The following is a 17,928-nucleotide window of genomic DNA, read 5'->3' as shown; positions in this document are numbered from 1 at the left end:
TATGTAACTTATAATCGGTTGGTTATCTCCTTGAATAATTTGGAGCTTCTTTAGTAATCATAACATCATGCGGATGGCTTTCATTGATCCCAGAAGCCGTTATTTTTACAAACTTACCCGAATCTTTAAGTGTTTGAATATCTTTCGATCCACAATAGCCCATACCGGCTCGTAATCCTCCAATAAACTGATGAATACTTTCAAATAGTTCTCCTTTATATGGTACACGCCCTACAATTCCTTCAGGCACCAATTTCTTAATATCGTCTTCAACATCTTGAAAATAACGATCTTTTGAGCCTTGTTTCATAGCTTCTACAGAGCCCATTCCGCGATAAGATTTAAACTTACGCCCTTCATAGATAATGGTTTCTCCTGGAGATTCTTTAGTTCCAGCTAATAAAGATCCTAACATTACACTATCTGCTCCCGCCGCAATGGCTTTCGGGATATCACCTGTATGACGAATCCCTCCGTCTGCAATAACGGGCACTCCGGTATCTTTAATTGCTTCGGCCACTTCTAGCACGGCAGAAAACTGCGGAAACCCTACTCCGGCAACCACCCTTGTTGTACAAATAGACCCTGGACCAATTCCTACTTTTACAGCATCAGCTCCAGCTTCTACCAAATACTTTGCGGCTTCGGGCGTAGCAATATTTCCAACAACCACATCTAAGTTCTTAAATTTATTTTTTACCTCTTTTAAAACTTCAACCACACCTTTTGTATGCCCATGCGCAGTATCAATAATCACGGCATCAACACCAGCATTTACTAAAGCTTCTACCCTATCAACGGCATCTGGGGTTACACCTACTGCTGCTGCAACGCGTAACCTACCATACCTATCTTTATTAGCTGTTGGCTTTTGGGTTAGCTTTGTAATATCACGAAAGGTGATTAATCCTATAAGTTTATAGTTTTCGTTAACAACCGGAAGTTTTTCAATCTTATTTTCTTGTAAGATTACTTCAGCATCACCTAATGAAGTTCCCTCACCTGCAGTTACAAGATTCTCGCTTGTCATTACTTCAGAAATTGCACGCTCATTGTTTTTCTCAAATCGCAAGTCACGATTGGTTACAATTCCTAATAATTTACCTTCATCATCTACCACCGGAATTCCGCCAATTTTATGCTCTGCCATATTACGTTTGGCATCAATTACTTTTGCCGAAATTGGTAAAGTTACCGGATCAATGATCATACCTGATTCTGCCCTTTTTACTCTTCGCACTTCACCTGCCTGTGCTTCTATGGTCATATTTTTATGTAGAACACCAATTCCTCCTTCGCGCGCAATGGCTATTGCCATTGCCGATTCTGTAACCGTATCCATGGCAGCAGATACTATTGGTATATTGATCGTAATATTTCTGGTAAATTTTGTTTGAATGTTGACCTCGCGTGGTAAAACTTCTGAGTAAGCCGGAACGAGTAATACGTCGTCGTATGTTAATCCTTCGCCAACAAATTTAGACTGATGAGCTTTCATGGTGCAATTAAGATTTAATTGCGAGCAAATATACTTCTTTTAAAGTAATTAGAAACAATAAAAACAGTTAAAACTAGCAGTTACAATCACTTCCACCACAGTCATGTGTTTTCTTCTTTTTTTTAAAGAATTTACTGTAGAGAATATATACTGCAATTAGCGCTGTACAAATCACCAATATGTTTTGAACCCACTGCATTATTTTAGGAATTGAAAGGCCAATAAAGCAGAAATATACGCAATAATTGTCATAGACGTTAACTGTATCATAGGCCATTTCCAACTATTGGTCTCTCTTTTTACAATTGCCAAAGTGCTCATACATTGCATGGCAAAGGCATAAAATAGCAATATAGAGATTCCCGAAGCCAAGTTATATACGGGTTTCCCTGAAATAGTATGTCGCTCTTTCCGTAATTTATTCTTTATAGAGTCTTCTTCTTCTGAGCCTACACTATAAATGGTAGCCAATGTCCCTACAAAAACTTCTCGCGCTGCGAATGAGGTAATTAATGCAATACCAATTTTCCAGTCGTAACCTAAAGGTTTTATAACAGGTTCAATGGTTTTACCTAAAATACCGATGTATGAATTTTCTAATTTATAAGATGCTATTTTAGTGTCAATATCAACATCATTTATCGTATTGGCATAGTCTCTTTTTACGATTTCTTCAGCATTACTAAATTTTTCGGTTGGTCCATTAGAGGCTAATATCCACAAGAGCACTGAAATTGCTAGAATAATCTTACCAGCTCCGAATACAAAAGCTTTGGTTTTTTCAAGCACATGATAGATTACATTTTTAAACAATGGAAGTTTGTAATCTGGCATTTCGATTACGAAATACGATTTAGATTTTATCTTTAGTGTACGATTTAAAATTGCAGCTGCTATAATAGCCGATACAAAGCCTAATAAATACAACAACATTAATGTAAGGCCTTGCAGGTTCAAAAAGCCGCCAAGTATTGCATTATTTGGAATTACCAAGCTAATAATAATAGCATATACGGGTATTCTTGCAGAACAGGTAGTAAACGGTGTTACCAAAATAGTAATTAAACGTTCTTTCCAGCTTTCTATATTTCTAGCAGCCATAATTGCCGGTATAGCACAAGCGGTACCCGAAACTAAAGGGACCACACTTTTTCCACTTAGTCCAAATCGTTTCATAATCCTGTCCATTAAAAAGACAACACGACTCATGTATCCTGTTTCTTCTAATATTGATAGAACCATAAAGAGAAAGGCGATCTGAGGAATAAAAATTACTACTCCACCAATACCAGGTATAACGCCTTCAGCCAATAGATTAGTAAAAGCTCCTTTTGGTAAGGTATTTTTTACCCATTCACTTAATGATGCGAATGAAGTATCAATATAATCCATAGGGGCTTCTGACCAGTAGAACAACCCTTGAAAAATTAAAAATAAAATGGTAAAGAAGATTATATATCCAAAAACAGGATGCGTTAGTATTGCATCAAGTCTAGCACGCAAGTCGGTTGCCTTATCTCGGTTAATCGTATAAGATTTATTAAGGATATCTGTTAAAAACTGATAGCGCTTAATCGTTTCGCGATGTTTTTGTTTTTTCTCGCCTTTTTTTTGTTTGTCTAATATCCCATTTATATCAGTAAAACAAGGTTCTAAAGGAAGATTCTTATAATCTAAAATGAGTTGTTTTAGCTCATTAATACCAGTATTTTTCTTAGTACTGATTAATGCAATTTTGGTTTTTAGATCATTCTCCAGGCTCTTTACATCAATAGAAATGCCCCTACTTTTCATTTGATCTTGCATATTGATTGCCAAAATAGTAGGTAAGCCTAAATCTTTAACTTGAGTAAATAATAAGAGGTTACGTTTTAGATTTTGAGCATCTGCTACCACCACAATAATATCAGGGTAATCTTTGTTATTAGCGTTAGAAAGTACTTTAACGGCAATGTCTTCATCTAACGAGCTCGGGTTTAAACTATAGGCTCCGGGGAGGTCAATAATTTTGGCTTGCTCATTTTTTGATAATCGACTATTTCCAGTTTTTTTATCTACGGTAACCCCTGGATAATTACCTACTTTTTGGTTTAAGCCGGTGAGTCTATTAAATAGTGAGGTTTTCCCAGTATTAGGATTACCGATTAAGGCAACTTTCAACCGCTCTTTCATACACGTTCTACTTGAATTAAAGCTGCCGTTTCTTTGCGAATAGCTAAATAGGTGCCGTTAATGTTAAGATATAACGGGTCTGAGAACGGAGCATGCTGCACTAATTCGACATGGCTGCCTTCTATACATCCCATTTCTATTAGTTTTAAAGGAATTTTCTTAATCAAAAATTTTTTGATAACTGCTCGCTCTCCCTTTATCAATTCATCAATCGTAATTAACATATTCGCTGTCGCCTATTAGGTGAGCAAAAATACACATTATTTAGAATTAATCTAATTAATGAAGTGCGATTTTTTTAGGAGGTTTACTGTACTTTGTTATACTGACTTTTCCAGATATTTTCATTGAAGTTCTTTCCGGTTGTAATACCATAGAAAAGAATAAATCCTATAGCAAATTTAAAAACGAAAAGAAATAATACTAATGAATATTTTGGACTTGCATTATTTGCAAATACAAAGTCTTTAAAGACTAAAGTAAGTAGTAAACTAGCTACTAAAGTTATCGCAATTAGATTACCAACATTCTTTAAAGACCATACCTTATACTTTCGTAATGGGTGTAGATCCTTGCCCCATTTGTGAATAAAATAATAATAGTCATTCCCCATGGGTGCAAATAATAAAGGATCATCAGCCTTTTTTAAAACGAATAGCTTCGAAGGTGCAATAATCTTAAATCCGTTGAGTTCGGTTTCATGCTCTTTTTCTAATTCATGAATCTTAGAAATTACTTCTTCCGGATAGCCTCCTTTAAAAAATTTTGTATCTAAAAACCGGAGTCTATAGTCTATACATATCTTTTTTATATCATTAATATGAAAAACCCTATTTACATCAATTTTATCACTATTAAATTTGTTTGAAGCCTGTTCTTGTGAAGATTTTACTTTTTGAAGTGTAGCTTCCCTTTGCGTATCTAAGTCGGTAAAAATTTGCGCAACCCACACTAAAGCATCATTGTTTTTGATCGTTTTACTACGTTCTTTTAGTAATGTTTTATGCAGGTTTACTTTACTTAACACTATACTTAAGGCTTTCTATAAAAATAATGAAAAACAAGTAATTTATTTTTTCTTAAGTAATTGTGTGAAAATTATTATAACAGCTAGGGCAAAAGAAAGGGTCATTAAAGAACCAGAGATCATAACAATATATTTCATCCAAGACATACCTTTCCAGAGAAAATAGATTCCTCCAAAAGTAAAAACAACAGAAAAGAAAGGTTCGATCATTAAAAACAGCTTCAGGCTATTGTTTAATTTAGCTGTTGAGAGAATTAATCCGGTAAGAAAAAAGATCAATGACATCGATAAAATATGCGTATGAACCGTAGTAAGCATTTCTTTATCGGATTTTTTAAATTTCATTACTGTAATGTCTTCCTGATCTTCATTGCCATTATAGTTTTCTTCAATGCCTGAAGGTTGCAACGAGGTAGTTTTATCTACAAAGAGTAATCCACTGAAAAAACCAATACTTAGCACTACTAGAAAAGCACCTATGAGTAATTTGATTTCCTTCGGTAAGGTTAAAAGCAATCCGTTAAGCTGCATACATTAAATAATCTTATGCTTTTGTAATGTATCTATAGACTTTAATAGGTTGTTAACAGCAACCGTCATAGAATTAGCTGATATGGTAGCACCAGAAATAGCGATAATATCTTTTTCATATTTTAATCTATCAGCATATGTTTTTCCAATAAACTGTTTCAACCAGCGCTTACTGCCTATTTCACCTCCATAATCTTCTCGATAAACCAAAACTTTTGTTTTTTTAATTATTAGATTGGTGTCAAACAATACTAAATAATCAAACTCATCAGTTTTGCTTGGCGCTTTATCAATAAATGCATAGCCAATGAGCTTATTGTTAGAATGAATTTTGAAAAAGGTATTTTTTTTAATCTTGGTCTGTAACTTAACATTAAGTTCATTTGTAACCTCAACTGGCTCTAATTGAAAAATTTCTGCATTAAAAGCTGATTTAATTTCTTTATCAACTTTCTTTTTTATGCTCTTAGAAAGGCCATTAAAAGACATCAAAAAAAACGCTGAACAAGCTAAAATTACAACAACAATCCTTGAAAAATTCATGTTACAAAAGTAGTATTTTATTTAAAATAAATCTAAATAAATGTAAAAACCGAAGTAAATTTATGCTACTTCGGTTTTCATTTAACAAACTTACTAACTCAAATAATTATTTTTAGAACCAAACACCAACGCCAAAATTAAGTCTGTTGGTCCCTGTATTTGCCGCATTATCTCTTATTTGATAATCTGCTTTCACAACAGCTCCGGGAGCTAATTTATAACTTAAACCAAAGGTCCATTCATCTCTATCATATGAAAGGTTTCTTTCCAAATCTCCATCTACTGAATGATGTGTATCATAGTCTTCATAGCGAGCAAAGGCAAATAATTGCTGTTTTTTCTCTTGCGATAATAAATTATAGGCCGCTTCTAAATACCAACCTTGTAAGGCACTTCCTAAGTTTCTTCCGGTGAGATTATTATATTCTTCTGAATCAGAAATATTTGCATGAATGAATTGTCCTCTTGCGGTAAATCGTTGGTAAGCATATCGTGCATCTAAACCAAACATTGCGATACCAACATCTGAACCTTCTATGGCGTCTACATCATCATCAGCCTGTGTTCTTCCTAAATAAGTTGAAAGCCCTAAGCGCAATCCTGGAATACCATAGTGATCTAATTTCGCAGAAAATGTAGGTTTGTTTATAGTTGATTGAATTCCTTTCTGGCGTCCTCCACGTAATCCAGAACTTCCACCTAAGAAACCTCTTACACCGTCACCATCTGGCGTTGTAGATTTAAAACCATTCATAATATAAGCCTGATAACGTAAAGAGGCATTGTTTAATCTACCAGCAACTCCAAAACCAATTTCACGCCAGGTTGTAGGAACAATCGCTCCATCAATACTAGGTCGTTCTACACCATTAAATGTTGTAGGTTCATGAAATTCATTAACAATACCCATAGGCACTAACATTAAACCAGCTCTCAAATTTACATTATCACTTACACTATATTGTAAAAACGCCTGTTCTACGAAAACCTCTTCAACGTGCTCAAATTCTATCTCAGTTACAAATTGGGTGCGATCATTAAATTTATAGCCAAAAAGAATAACTAAACGTTGTACATCTAGCTCCCCATTGTCACCCTCTGGCTGATTGTAAAGTACTTCACCATATCCCCCAACGGTTACACCTGTATTTATGTTACCCGAAAGGATACGTTGGGCTGCATTTTGTTGGTTTTGTGGGTTCGTATTTAACGAATCTGGAACAGTTTGAGCAAATAGGTTTAAACTAAGTAGTATTAGACCAATGAATAGGCTGATTTTTTTCATTTTTTAAATTTTATTTAGACTAATTACAAATAACAAATTGTTTTCGAGGGCAAATGTACATTACTAAAATGTTTGAGCAAAATTTATTTAGATTAATTTTAGATAAAATTATAATCAACTGACAATCAGAAGTAAATGTCAATTCATAAATAACTTATAATTGATTTTGTCAAGATTTATCAATGTGTAATTTGGGTTCTTAGAATGAGAAAAAAGTGTTTGGAGTTCTTTAAGTTCATTAAAATTTAGAGCTACCATTAAGTTTTTATGCCCTATGGGGATTGGTATCTTTTTGTCCTGCAAAGGATCATCAAAATAGTGATTAAAATAGCCAAGATCGATACTTGAAATATATTCGCAAAAATGGAAGTATTCTTTATCATCAAAACTAAAATCTAGGTTATTAAATTGCACCCTATAGTTTTCACAATTCTTACAAAGAAAAACAATGCCATTTTTTGTTTTACTAATGATATTCAGTTGATCGCACATATCTCTATTTTAGATATGCAAATATAGTAGAAGTTTTTATTATTTAGAATAATTCTAAATAATTATTTTCCAGATTTTAAATAAGCAATTACGGTTTTACGAATATCAAAGCCCAACTCATCTTTTTTAGGAGTATAAACGGAGATTACCCCTTCGTTATCAGGTTTTAAAAAAGGAATATCAAAACCCCTAAGTAAATAATCACTAAAAGCCACTGTATACACCTTATCAGGGTTAATAGGTTTACCATCTATAAGCCATTCTTCATTCTCATTAGCAACTAAATATCTTTGAAGATAGGCTCCATCCCCAGCCTGTGATTTACCATAATCTAATACTTTTTTTAGCAAGTCTCCCTTCAATTCTACTTTAAGAATTCCTCCTCCAAAAGGTAAAACTCTAAAAATATCAACACTGTTAATTGCGCCTTCCAGTTGATCGTCTAAACGAATAGAGCCACCATTAACCAAGGCCGCATCAACTTTATTGTCAAAACCGTAAGCCATTGCTTTTGTTATTAGCTCACCAAGGTTTGTTTGCACACCTCTTATAGATGTATCTCTTCCATCTAAAGGTGTTTTAGTAACATGTATTACCTCATAAGGGTTTGCTACTATTTCTTTAATTTTGGCTTCTAAGACTTCATTCCATTTATTAACAATAGCTTTTACTTTTTCATCTTCCCCTGTTTTTTCATTAATAGGCACCAACTCTGAAGTTAATTGCAATTGTTTTGTTCTTTTATCGTAATGAATTTTATGCACATATACTGTTTTTGCATTCGCATCAGCCTTTGCAATTTTTGTTTGACCAACCTCAATTAACATATTATTATGTTCGTGCCCTCCCATAATTAATGGAAGTTGAGGCAACATCTCGGCAATTTTACGATCTTGTTCTATCTCAACATGTGTTAAGCCAAAAACGAGATCTGCTTTTTCTTTTAAGGAATTATAAGCTCTTTTTGATTGTTCGTACATATCAGTATAATGCACATAGCTTACGGGATTAGATGGCAGAACAACACCAAAAAATCCAATTTTAATTGTAGTTCCATCTGCATCTTTAACTTCCATAATATGAGTGTCTCCTGCAAATTCTTTAATGCCATTTTTTTCTCGATAAAAAGGATACGTTGTTCCACATACTTTCTGACGAGCATTTGCTGATGTCCACGCAAAGTGAGATTCATTTAATCGTTGCTGTAGTTCATTTTTACTTAGGTCAAATTCATGATTTCCAAAAGTGACTAAATCAACTCCTAAGGCATTCATGACTTCAATCATTTGCCTTCCTTTAATTCGTTGCCCATCTACTTTTAACGTTCCTAATAAAGACGGGTTTAAAAAATCACCCGCCATAAAGGTGAACGTATTAGGGTTTTCTTTTTTAAGTTGACCTCTTAAGTTAGCTACGCGTGACATACCAGCTACCTTCCCTCCTTCAAGGGGCGCAATTTCATATACATCATTCAATTGTAAAAAAGTAAAACTAATTTTATTATCATCAGTTTTTATTGAGGTTCTTTCGGTAGTAGTATGTTTAACTGATCTGCACGAGATTAGAACTGTTATTAAAAAGAATGTAAAAAATAAATGTAGTCTCCGCATGGTTTAGTTTTTAATGAAATACTTTTGAAGAGTGCTTATACGATCGCTCAAAGGCTTCTTTATTTATATTAATATTGATCTTTTTATCTTGAAAATAGGCAACAAGGTGTTCCGTTGGCATATTACCGGTTAATTCATCTTTTGCCATTGGGCAACCTCCAAATCCCTTTATCGCTCCGTCAAATCGTTTGCATCCTGCTTTATAAGCAGCGTCAACCTTTTCATACCATTTTGTAGGCGTTGTATGCAGATGTGCTCCAAATTCAATATTTGGATATTGAGGAATTAGGTTAGCAAACAAATAATCAATTATTTCGGGTGTTGAACTACCTATAGTATCTGATAAGGAAAGAATCTTAACTCCCAATGATGCCAGTTTTTCTGTCCATTCTGCTACAATTTCCACGTTCCAAGGATCTCCATATGGATTTCCAAAGCCCATTGACAGATACGCTACCACCTCTTTATTTGATTTTGTAGCAATATTTAATATTTTATTAAGTACTTCAACCGATTCAGCAATTGTTTTACTCGTATTGCGCATCTGGAAATTTTCTGAAATAGAAAATGGATAACCCAAATAATTAATTTCTTCAAAATGCGAAGCATCATTCGCTCCACGCACATTAGCTACAATAGCCAACAATTTGCTTTGAGTATTTGAGAGATCTAACTGCCCTAAAACTTCTGCTGTATCTCGCATTTGTGGTATCGCCTTAGGAGAAACGAAACTACCAAAATCTATTGTATCGAATCCAACCTTTAATAGTGAATTGATATAGGCCGATTTTATAGCAGCAGGAATGTAGTATTCTTTAATGCCTTGCATCGCATCTCGTGGGCATTCAATAATTTTTACAGTAGAAGTCATCGCTGATAAAAATACTACTTTTATTGAGATATAGCTATTTAGGATATGCTAGAATTAAAGCATAAAAAAATCCCGCAAAGCGGGATCTTTTAGTATCAATTATCTTTTTTGATTTATGCCATTACCGCTTCTTTTTTATTAGAATTTACTTTTGCAGCGTGTATTAGTAAATCTACGATTTTATTAGAATATCCATATTCATTATCGTACCAAGCGATTATTTTTACAAATGTATCAGAAATGGCAATTCCTGCTTTGGCATCAAATACAGAAGTGCATATTTCACCAACAAAATCTTGCGATACTACGTCATCATTTGTATATGCTAAAATTCCTTTTAGTTCTCCTTTAGAAGCCTCTTTCATAGCATCACAAATAGCTTCGTACGTAGTTGGTTCGTTTAAATTCACGGTTAGGTCAACAACCGATACATCCATTGTTGGTACACGAAAAGCCATACCGGTAAGTTTACCATTTAATTCTGGTATTACTTTACCTACTGCCTTTGCAGCACCTGTTGTTGATGGTATTATATTGTGTATTGCAGATCTACCTAGTCTCCAGTTTTTTACTGATGGTGAATCAACCGTTTTTTGCGTAGCGGTAGAAGCGTGCACTGTTGTCATTAGGCCTTCTTTAATACCAAATTTATCATTTAACACCTTAGCAACAGGCGCTAAACAATTTGTTGTACACGAAGCGTTAGAAATAACAGTATCTTCTTCTTTAACTTCTTCATGGTTTACACCCATTACAAACATTGGAGCATCTTTAGAAGGAGCAGAAATGACAACTTTCTTTGCTCCGGCTTTTAAATGCAAACCTGCTTGCTCTTTTGTTGTAAAGAATCCTGTTGATTCTATAATATAATCTGCACCAACTTCATCCCACTTTAAGTCCTCAGGATTTCTTTCGGCGGTTACTCTAATTTCGTTACCGTTTACTACTAATTTTCCGTCTTTAACCTCAACATCACCATTAAACTTTCCATGTACTGAATCATATTTTAATAAATATGCTAAATAGTCCACATCAAGAAGATCATTAATTGCTACTACTTGAACATCGTTTCTTTCAACTGTCGCTCTAAAAGCAATTCTACCTATTCTTCCGAATCCGTTAATTCCTATTTTAATCATTTTTTAATCTAATTTATATTGATAATATATCTGATATTCTTAATAATTCTCTATTGATATCTGGCTCGTGTTTTATAGCCCCTTCAACACTAGAAGTCACTACTTCACTATTTACAAATCCAACCATTACGTCTGATTGGCCGTCTAATAAAAACTCTACTGCCTTAACACCTAATTTGCTTGCCAGTACTCGATCAAAGCATGTTGGGCTTCCTCCTCTTTGCATATGACCAAGCACAGAAACTCGTGCTTCATATTCTGGTAGGTGTTCTTTTACATAATCGGCTAATTCAAACACATTTTTACCGATCTTATCTCCTTCAGAAACCACAACTATACTAGATGACTTGCCACTGCGTTTACTACGCTTTAATGATTCAAGCAATCTATCTAAACCAAGATCCTCCTCAGGAATCAATATTTCTTCAGCTCCAGCTCCTACACCGGCATTCAAAGCAATAAAACCGGCATCACGCCCCATTACTTCAACAAAGAATAATCGATTGTGAGAAATGGCAGTGTCTCGAATTTTATCAATAGCGTCTACAACCGTATTTAAAGCCGTATCATAACCTATTGTATAGTCTGTACCCGCGATATCATTATCTATGGTTCCTGGCACTCCAATAAATGGCAGCTTATACTCTTTACTAAAAACAACGCCTCCGGTAAACGTTCCGTCACCTCCAATTAATACCAAAGCGTCAACTTCATTCTTTTTTAAATTCTCGTACGCCTGTCTTCTACCTTCTACGGTTCTAAAAGCATTTGATCGTGCCGTTTTCAAAACGGTACCACCTTTACTAATAATGTTCTTAACACTACGAGCAGTTAATTCTACCGCATCATCTTCGATAATACCTTGATAGCCTCGATAAAAGCCAACACATTTTACCTTATAATATGAACAAGCACGAACCACTGCACGTATTGCAGCATTCATACCCGGAGCATCACCTCCTGATGTAATAACACCTATTTTTCTAATTCTATTCTTCATTTTTAAAAGCTATGTAAAATTAGCCATTTCAAGGCCATTTGATATATAAAATAGTACTTTTATACGATAACGTTTTCGATTGAAAGTCCTGTTTACTTGGGCTGAGAAGACCTATTACTTTTAACAGTATCTTTTTTTTGTTTTACAAAGTTTACCAGACTTTTCTTTATTTCTAAGCTATCTGCTTTTTTTGTCTTGGGATTTTGTTTTTTCTTACCAAAAATCTTTTCTTTTAATTCTTTGCCGGTATCAAAATCTACACGATAAGAGAGACCAATACCCTGCGTATATCCTTCTTCATCGGCTACGGCAAATTCTACTTCATTTTGTCTATTGTAACCTTTAAGTCTAAACGTTTCTGCTTTATTCAATGGTAATTCTAATTCTACTTCTCCAACCACACGAGATTGTGTATTTCCTCCAACAGGCACACCAACTCTTCCATTCCATATAATTCGTTTTCCTAAACGCCCAGAAGCGGTAATACCTAATTGATCGTCTGTATTAAGCGCTTCATTTAAATTATTTCTATTGCCAATAGCATAAGAAACACCTACATTAAATTTATCGCCTCTACTTTTTAGTAGGTTCGATAAAACACTAGAAATTTTCTCAGATAATAATGAGGTTCCTGCTACTCCGGCATCTATTCCAATTCCTCCTTCGTCAATATTTGTAAATGCTCCCGAAACTAATAGGGAGAAAAACTGTGTCATTTTTCTATTTTGATCACTTAATTTGAATTGTAATTCTGAATTCACCAGCGAATTAGAATTAGGAATATTCAAATCAAACTCTATATCTGAATTTAACAATTGACCCGAAATCTTTGCAATTAGATCTACATCTAATTCTCTACTTGTATTAACATTATCTAATAAAACGCTCGGATTTGCTTTGGTTCGGTAAACTGCAGTAATATTATTTAAATAAGCATCAAAAGGGTTGCCATCCCATATCACAGAACCACCGGGTTGTACCGTAAAGTCTTTATTAACAATATTTCTAAACTCGTAAATACCCTCACTAACCACATAGGCTCCTTCTACTTCAAATTTACCGTTGGTATTAATTTTTATATCTAAGATACCATTACCTTTCCCTCTTAATACACTACCCGTATTTCTATCAATAACTATTTCTGCCAAAGCATCGTCGGTAGCTTCTAGTAAGAAATTAAGTGTTAACCCTTTTACAGAATCGAAGATTACATCTTCAACTACATTTTCATTAACTCCTTTTTCAACTTTAGAGATGAACTTCACTAATCTAGAATCTCCAATAGTATTTACATCATTTAAAGGCACAATAAATTCGGTGCCTGGCATTGTTTTACCTTCTACATCAATAACAAGCTTATCGGTAAAACCACTGATTGTAGCATTCCCTTGTATGAATCCAGTACCGTAATAGGGTATCTCTTCGGTTTCTCGAGTATTTAACACTAACAGATTATCTGTATCTATAAGTAGATCTAGATACCATCTTTTAAATTGGTTATGCAAAATTCTACCTGACAATGTTGCCTCGGTATCATGAACAACATCAACAAGTGTTGTGGGGGCAAATGTAAAAGTTTGTTTATTTAGACTTACTTCCGTTCTACCTATAAAATCATAATCAATATTTAAGTAGGGGAAAGCTAAACCTGCATTCTCTAAATAAAGAACGCCATCCAAATCAGGATTCTTTAATAGACCGATAGCTGTACCACTTCCTGAGACCTCTCCTCGAATATTGGATAAAACTCCTTCTCCTAAAGGATTAAAAGGTTTAAGTTTAAACTTATCTAAATTATAATTTGCAATGACCGTTGGTTCTTTCGATGTAAAATCAACTTCGGCCGTTGCAACCAATTTTCTTTGACTTTCATTTTGGAGCGTAAGGTTTACGATATAATTCTTTAAAGACCTCCCCCCTTCAGCATTTATAATAAGACTACCTTGTTTATAGTTATTAATATAAAAATCATCAATATCTAAGCGAGCGATTGGCAGCACTACATCATTAATTTGTTGATAGTTTAAATTACCATTTACTATACCTTTTAATGCAAGACTATCAATACGTGGGGTAACCCCTTCTAACTTCACATTCTCAAGTGAGAGGTTCACATCTTTATGATTTTTACCATTAATAACACCTAAAAAGCTTACTTTTTGCCCACCCGAAACTGCACTAATTTTATCAAACGCAAAGGTTTGTAGTTTCTCATCAATAACTACTTTGTTTTGCTTATTATTAGTAGGATTTAGAACCCAACTATTTCTCTTAAATTTAATGTTTGAAGGTTTAATACCAATAACCGATTGGTTATTTTTATTTAAAGTGTGGTAAAAACTTAGATCAAATTTTTCTTGAAGTTTATCACCTCCTACAAAATCGGTTCTAAAGAAGAGTGTATCGTTTAAAGTAACATTAACCAAATTAAGGTCGGCTATGTTATAATACTTGGTATCTACTTTGCCCAGACTTAATAAAGTATTATAGAGTGGATTTTTATTATCTATTTGTAATCTTATCTGCTCTATAACATTTTCATAGGCCTTAACTTTTGGTGATTTTACCAAAAGTTCAAATTTATTATTGTCGGCATTCACCTTTCCTTTAATGGAAGTATTTGCTCCTAAATTTACTTTTGGATAAAACACCTCTACAATTTTATTATAGATTTTAAAATTAAAATCTAAAAACTGACCAGGTGTTACGTTATCAGGACTGTAATTTGCATAGATACTACCTAAAGAATTTTTAGCAAGCTTTGATAATTCATTAAACCTGTAGCGTCCTCTTAAAGTTCCGTTAACTATATCAGTAGAATTAATCGTTATGGTTCTAATTGAATCTGCAAATGCTGATGTTACATTGAAATCTTTAAAGAAATAATCACTGATATGGTTTGTATAAGATGCGTTTTTAAAAGCTATCGTTCCTGCAATATTATCAAGCGTATTTCCTGTTAGTTTAATGTCAATTTTACCTTTAAGTATGGCTTTAGCGTGTTGGGTAAAGAGATTTAATTTATTAAAATCAGAATAGGTAACATCTGCTTTAAAATCAAACTTATAGTCTTTAGATGATAAGTCGGCCAAGCCATTAAAGTTCATTTTCAGATTTTCATCATTCGTGATTAGCTGTCCATCAAAAAGCTGATTTTTAAAGACACCATTTACGTCAATATTACTGTAAGTATATCCTTTATATTGATGTTTTGAGACGATTCCTTTTATTCTTGTATCAAGTTTTTCAAGTGTAAACCCTTTACCATCAACATCTGCTATTAAGGATAGCTTACCAATCAAACTATCATTTACAATTTTACCAAAATCAAGATCAACAAATTCTACTTTTCCTCTATATTTTGCATTATCTATGTCATCAATATTGGTAAGTTCTAAATCAGTGATTGATCTACCCAATGCGCTATTTATCATAACATTCGCATTAACCATATCTTCGGTAATATAAGATTCACCGGCCAATGAAAACCGGCCAAACTTGTTCAAAACGCTTGGCAGTGTTTTTCCTAAAATATTTGGTAATAACTGTTTTAAGTTATCATGGGTTGATGAGAGCTGATAAATACGTGCATCAAGAGAGAAACCGTTTTCTGTATTAATGACATTCTTAAAATGCAGGTCGCCATCGATGATAGAATTTCTATTCGATATTAAGCTTAGTTCTTCTAATTTAAAATCATTAAGGGTTCCTCTTAACTTCGTTGTAAAGTTCACCTTGTCATTTTTACCGAGCTCATTGTAAAATTTATTGAGATCGATTAGTGATACCGACGATTCACTAAAATCAGATTCTATTTGTACTTTATTATTAAAATCTGCAAGATCATCAATAGAATATTTGAATAGAATGTTTGCATTTACCAAAGAATTTTCAGTTTGCAATTTGGTGTTTGCAAAGGTCATTTGTGATTTTGTATATGTAAAATCAGTAGTGAGATCAACTACTCGAATATCATGATCTTCATAAAAACTTAAACGTCTTATATTAGCATAAACATTCGGCCCTTCTACTTTGAAATCTCTTACAAGCCCTGTAATATGTTTATAATAAACTATTGGTTCTTCTCGATTGTTTTTATCGTAGAGAATAAAGTTTACATTGGTTAAATTAAGCTTGGGGCTCGTCAATAAAAATTGAGGAGTGTCTGGGTTCCTGGGTTTACCATCATCAAATTTATCAACAAAAACTGTGAGATTATCTATTGAGTCACCTTGATGTGTTACCATGTTAACGGTAACATTCTCTAATTCTACATCACCCATTTCTAACCTATTATCAACTATATTTTTATAGCTAAACAAAGATGTTTTGAGGCTTTTAATATAAATAAGTGAGTCATTTTTGTGGTCGTTAATCTCAATGTCTTTAAGATTAACATTCCCTAAGAAGGAGAGATCGACTTTTTTTACTAAAATATTTGTGTTGTACGCTCGGTTAAGCTGAGAAGTAGCAATTTTACCTAAGTGGGTTTGTACAAATGGTACTCTCAATAAAATAACTGCCAGCAAGAGAAAAAGGATCAATCCTACCAGTATTTTCTTAGTTATTTTAATAAACCGTTTTATAGCTTTAATTATTATAAATTTGCAACCTTAAAAGTACATAATTTATAAGCACAATTTTTGTGCCTTTTTATATTTATTCATGCAAAAAAAATCAACGTACATATTAGCTATTGAGTCGTCTTGTGATGATACTAGTGTCGCTATCTTAGAAAACGATAAAGTGCTATCTAATGTTGTTGCCAACCAAGAGATTCATTCACAATATGGTGGTGTGGTGCCCGAACTGGCCTCAAGGGCGCATCAACAAAACATAGTTCCTGTTGTAGATCAGGCTTTAAAACAGGCTTCTATCGACAAAAAAAACTTGCATGCTGTGGCTTTCACACGCGGTCCTGGTTTAATGGGTTCTTTACTCGTGGGTACATCTTTTGCTAAGTCAATGGCTTTGGCTCTAAACATTCCGTTAATAGCTGTTAACCATATGCAGGCTCATATTCTAGCACATTTTATTGATGATGTGACTCAAAAGAAGCCAGAATTTCCATTTATATGCTTAACCATAAGTGGAGGGCACACACAACTTATCAAAGTAAACGACTACTTTGAAATGGAAATTTTAGGTGAAACTATAGATGATGCCGTAGGTGAAGCTTTTGATAAGTCTGCAAAGATTCTAGGTCTTGATTATCCCGGCGGACCACTAATTGATAAACATGCACAACTTGGTAACCCAAACGCTTTTGAGTTTCCGAACCCTAAAACAAAAAATAAACTAGATTTCAGCTTTAGCGGATTAAAAACATCTATTTTATATTTTATTCAAAAAAAGGAAAAAGAAGATCCTAATTTTATTAAAAACAATCTTAATGATGTTTGTGCCTCTATACAATACACTATCATTGATATTTTAGTTAAAAAATTAAAATTGGCAGTTAAAGAAACAGGCATTAAGCGTATAGCCATTGCAGGTGGAGTTTCTGCAAATTCTGGTATTAGAAGAGCATTACAAGAGGCTGAAGGTACTTATGGTTGGCAAACGTACATTCCAAAATTTGAATACACTACAGATAATGCAGCCATGATAGGTATTGTAGGGTATCTTAAGTATTTAAACAAAGAATTTGACACGAGCTCAATTTCTGCGAAAGCTAGGATGAAATTTTAGACTTGAATTCTCATCAAAAAAAAATCCAAATCTCATAGCAGAAATTTGGATCTTTTTCTTTTAACTAAT

14 protein-coding genes are annotated in these 17,928 nt (G+C 33.8%); 1 reads left to right on the top strand and 13 read right to left on the bottom strand.

What is annotated here, in order from left to right:
• Window positions 1-22: 22 nt before the first annotated feature.
• The 13 genes from guaB to AC1EUU_RS00450 all read right to left on the bottom strand — a co-directional run bounded on the left by guaB (window position 23) and on the right by AC1EUU_RS00450 (window position 16,697).
• Window positions 23-1,498 carry an IMP dehydrogenase gene (gene guaB, locus AC1EUU_RS00510; protein ID WP_480199414.1) on the bottom strand — a complete coding sequence of 492 codons (1,476 nt, stop codon included), beginning with the start codon at window positions 1,496-1,498 and terminating at the stop codon, window positions 23-25.
• A gap of 198 nt (window positions 1,499-1,696) precedes the next feature.
• On the bottom strand, window positions 1,697-3,670 hold the full coding sequence (gene feoB, locus AC1EUU_RS00505) for a ferrous iron transport protein B (RefSeq protein ID WP_480199413.1): 1,974 nt from the start codon (window positions 3,668-3,670) through the stop codon (window positions 1,697-1,699).
• Window positions 3,667-3,894 (bottom strand): FeoA family protein, encoded by a 228-nt coding sequence (locus AC1EUU_RS00500; protein WP_480199412.1) that lies wholly within the window; start codon window positions 3,892-3,894, stop codon window positions 3,667-3,669. The genes feoB and AC1EUU_RS00500 overlap by 4 nt, the downstream gene beginning before the upstream one ends.
• A gap of 83 nt (window positions 3,895-3,977) precedes the next feature.
• Entirely contained in the window at window positions 3,978-4,697 is a 720-nt protein-coding gene (locus AC1EUU_RS00495) for a hypothetical protein (protein WP_480199411.1), read from the bottom strand.
• 42 nt (window positions 4,698-4,739) lie between these two features.
• On the bottom strand, window positions 4,740-5,228 hold the full coding sequence (locus tag AC1EUU_RS00490; RefSeq protein ID WP_480199410.1) for a hypothetical protein: 489 nt from the start codon (window positions 5,226-5,228) through the stop codon (window positions 4,740-4,742).
• A 3-nt stretch (window positions 5,229-5,231) separates the two neighbouring features.
• The gene (locus AC1EUU_RS00485; protein ID WP_480199409.1) at window positions 5,232-5,771 is read right to left on the bottom strand and encodes an FMN-binding protein; all 540 of its coding nucleotides are present in this window, start codon (window positions 5,769-5,771) and stop codon (window positions 5,232-5,234) included.
• Window positions 5,772-5,883: 112 nt separating this feature from the next.
• Window positions 5,884-7,056 (bottom strand): porin, encoded by a 1,173-nt coding sequence (locus AC1EUU_RS00480; protein WP_480199408.1) that lies wholly within the window; start codon window positions 7,054-7,056, stop codon window positions 5,884-5,886.
• Window positions 7,057-7,194: 138 nt separating this feature from the next.
• Window positions 7,195-7,548 carry a DUF6686 family protein gene (locus AC1EUU_RS00475; RefSeq protein ID WP_480199407.1) on the bottom strand — a complete coding sequence of 118 codons (354 nt, stop codon included), beginning with the start codon at window positions 7,546-7,548 and terminating at the stop codon, window positions 7,195-7,197.
• Window positions 7,549-7,610: 62 nt separating this feature from the next.
• Entirely contained in the window at window positions 7,611-9,158 is a 1,548-nt protein-coding gene (locus tag AC1EUU_RS00470; RefSeq protein ID WP_480199406.1) for a bifunctional metallophosphatase/5'-nucleotidase, read from the bottom strand.
• Between the two features lie 10 nt (window positions 9,159-9,168).
• Complete coding sequence (locus tag AC1EUU_RS00465; protein WP_480199405.1) at window positions 9,169-10,029, bottom strand: hydroxymethylglutaryl-CoA lyase; 861 nt, start codon at window positions 10,027-10,029, stop codon at window positions 9,169-9,171.
• Between the two features lie 113 nt (window positions 10,030-10,142).
• Window positions 10,143-11,168, bottom strand: a complete 1,026-nt coding sequence (gap, locus tag AC1EUU_RS00460) for a type I glyceraldehyde-3-phosphate dehydrogenase (RefSeq protein ID WP_480199404.1) — start codon at window positions 11,166-11,168, stop codon at window positions 10,143-10,145.
• Window positions 11,169-11,181: 13 nt separating this feature from the next.
• Window positions 11,182-12,168 (bottom strand): 6-phosphofructokinase, encoded by a 987-nt coding sequence (gene pfkA, locus AC1EUU_RS00455; protein WP_480199403.1) that lies wholly within the window; start codon window positions 12,166-12,168, stop codon window positions 11,182-11,184.
• Window positions 12,169-12,260: 92 nt separating this feature from the next.
• Window positions 12,261-16,697, bottom strand: a complete 4,437-nt coding sequence (locus AC1EUU_RS00450; protein WP_480199402.1) for a translocation/assembly module TamB domain-containing protein — start codon at window positions 16,695-16,697, stop codon at window positions 12,261-12,263.
• A gap of 136 nt (window positions 16,698-16,833) precedes the next feature.
• Here AC1EUU_RS00450 and tsaD point away from each other — a divergent pair, with 136 nt between their 5' ends.
• Window positions 16,834-17,859, top strand: coding sequence for a tRNA (adenosine(37)-N6)-threonylcarbamoyltransferase complex transferase subunit TsaD (gene tsaD, locus AC1EUU_RS00445; protein WP_480199401.1), 1,026 nt, complete (start codon window positions 16,834-16,836; stop codon window positions 17,857-17,859).
• Window positions 17,860-17,928 lie beyond the last annotated feature (69 nt).

This window comes from Maritimimonas sp. 2205BS37-2 (genome assembly GCF_056591755.1).
The sequence above is the reverse complement of the archived record's forward strand: the minus strand, read 5'-3'. Positions and strand labels throughout refer to the sequence as shown.

Excerpts from the sequence above, each read along its gene's own strand:
- guaB (WP_480199414.1), bottom strand. The coding sequence starts at position 1,498 with ATGAAAGCTCATCAGTCTAAATTTGTTGGCGAAGGATTAACATACGAC.
- feoB (WP_480199413.1), bottom strand. The coding sequence starts at position 3,670 with ATGAAAGAGCGGTTGAAAGTTGCCTTAATCGGTAATCCTAATACTGGG.
- AC1EUU_RS00500 (WP_480199412.1), bottom strand. The coding sequence starts at position 3,894 with ATGTTAATTACGATTGATGAATTGATAAAGGGAGAGCGAGCAGTTATC.
- AC1EUU_RS00490 (WP_480199410.1), bottom strand. The coding sequence starts at position 5,228 with ATGCAGCTTAACGGATTGCTTTTAACCTTACCGAAGGAAATCAAATTA.
- AC1EUU_RS00485 (WP_480199409.1), bottom strand. The coding sequence starts at position 5,771 with ATGAATTTTTCAAGGATTGTTGTTGTAATTTTAGCTTGTTCAGCGTTT.
- AC1EUU_RS00480 (WP_480199408.1), bottom strand. The coding sequence starts at position 7,056 with ATGAAAAAAATCAGCCTATTCATTGGTCTAATACTACTTAGTTTAAAC.
- AC1EUU_RS00475 (WP_480199407.1), bottom strand. The coding sequence starts at position 7,548 with ATGTGCGATCAACTGAATATCATTAGTAAAACAAAAAATGGCATTGTT.
- AC1EUU_RS00470 (WP_480199406.1), bottom strand. The coding sequence starts at position 9,158 with ATGCGGAGACTACATTTATTTTTTACATTCTTTTTAATAACAGTTCTA.
- AC1EUU_RS00465 (WP_480199405.1), bottom strand. The coding sequence starts at position 10,029 with ATGACTTCTACTGTAAAAATTATTGAATGCCCACGAGATGCGATGCAA.
- gap (WP_480199404.1), bottom strand. The coding sequence starts at position 11,168 with ATGATTAAAATAGGAATTAACGGATTCGGAAGAATAGGTAGAATTGCT.
- pfkA (WP_480199403.1), bottom strand. The coding sequence starts at position 12,168 with ATGAAGAATAGAATTAGAAAAATAGGTGTTATTACATCAGGAGGTGAT.
- tsaD (WP_480199401.1), top strand. The coding sequence starts at position 16,834 with ATGCAAAAAAAATCAACGTACATATTAGCTATTGAGTCGTCTTGTGAT.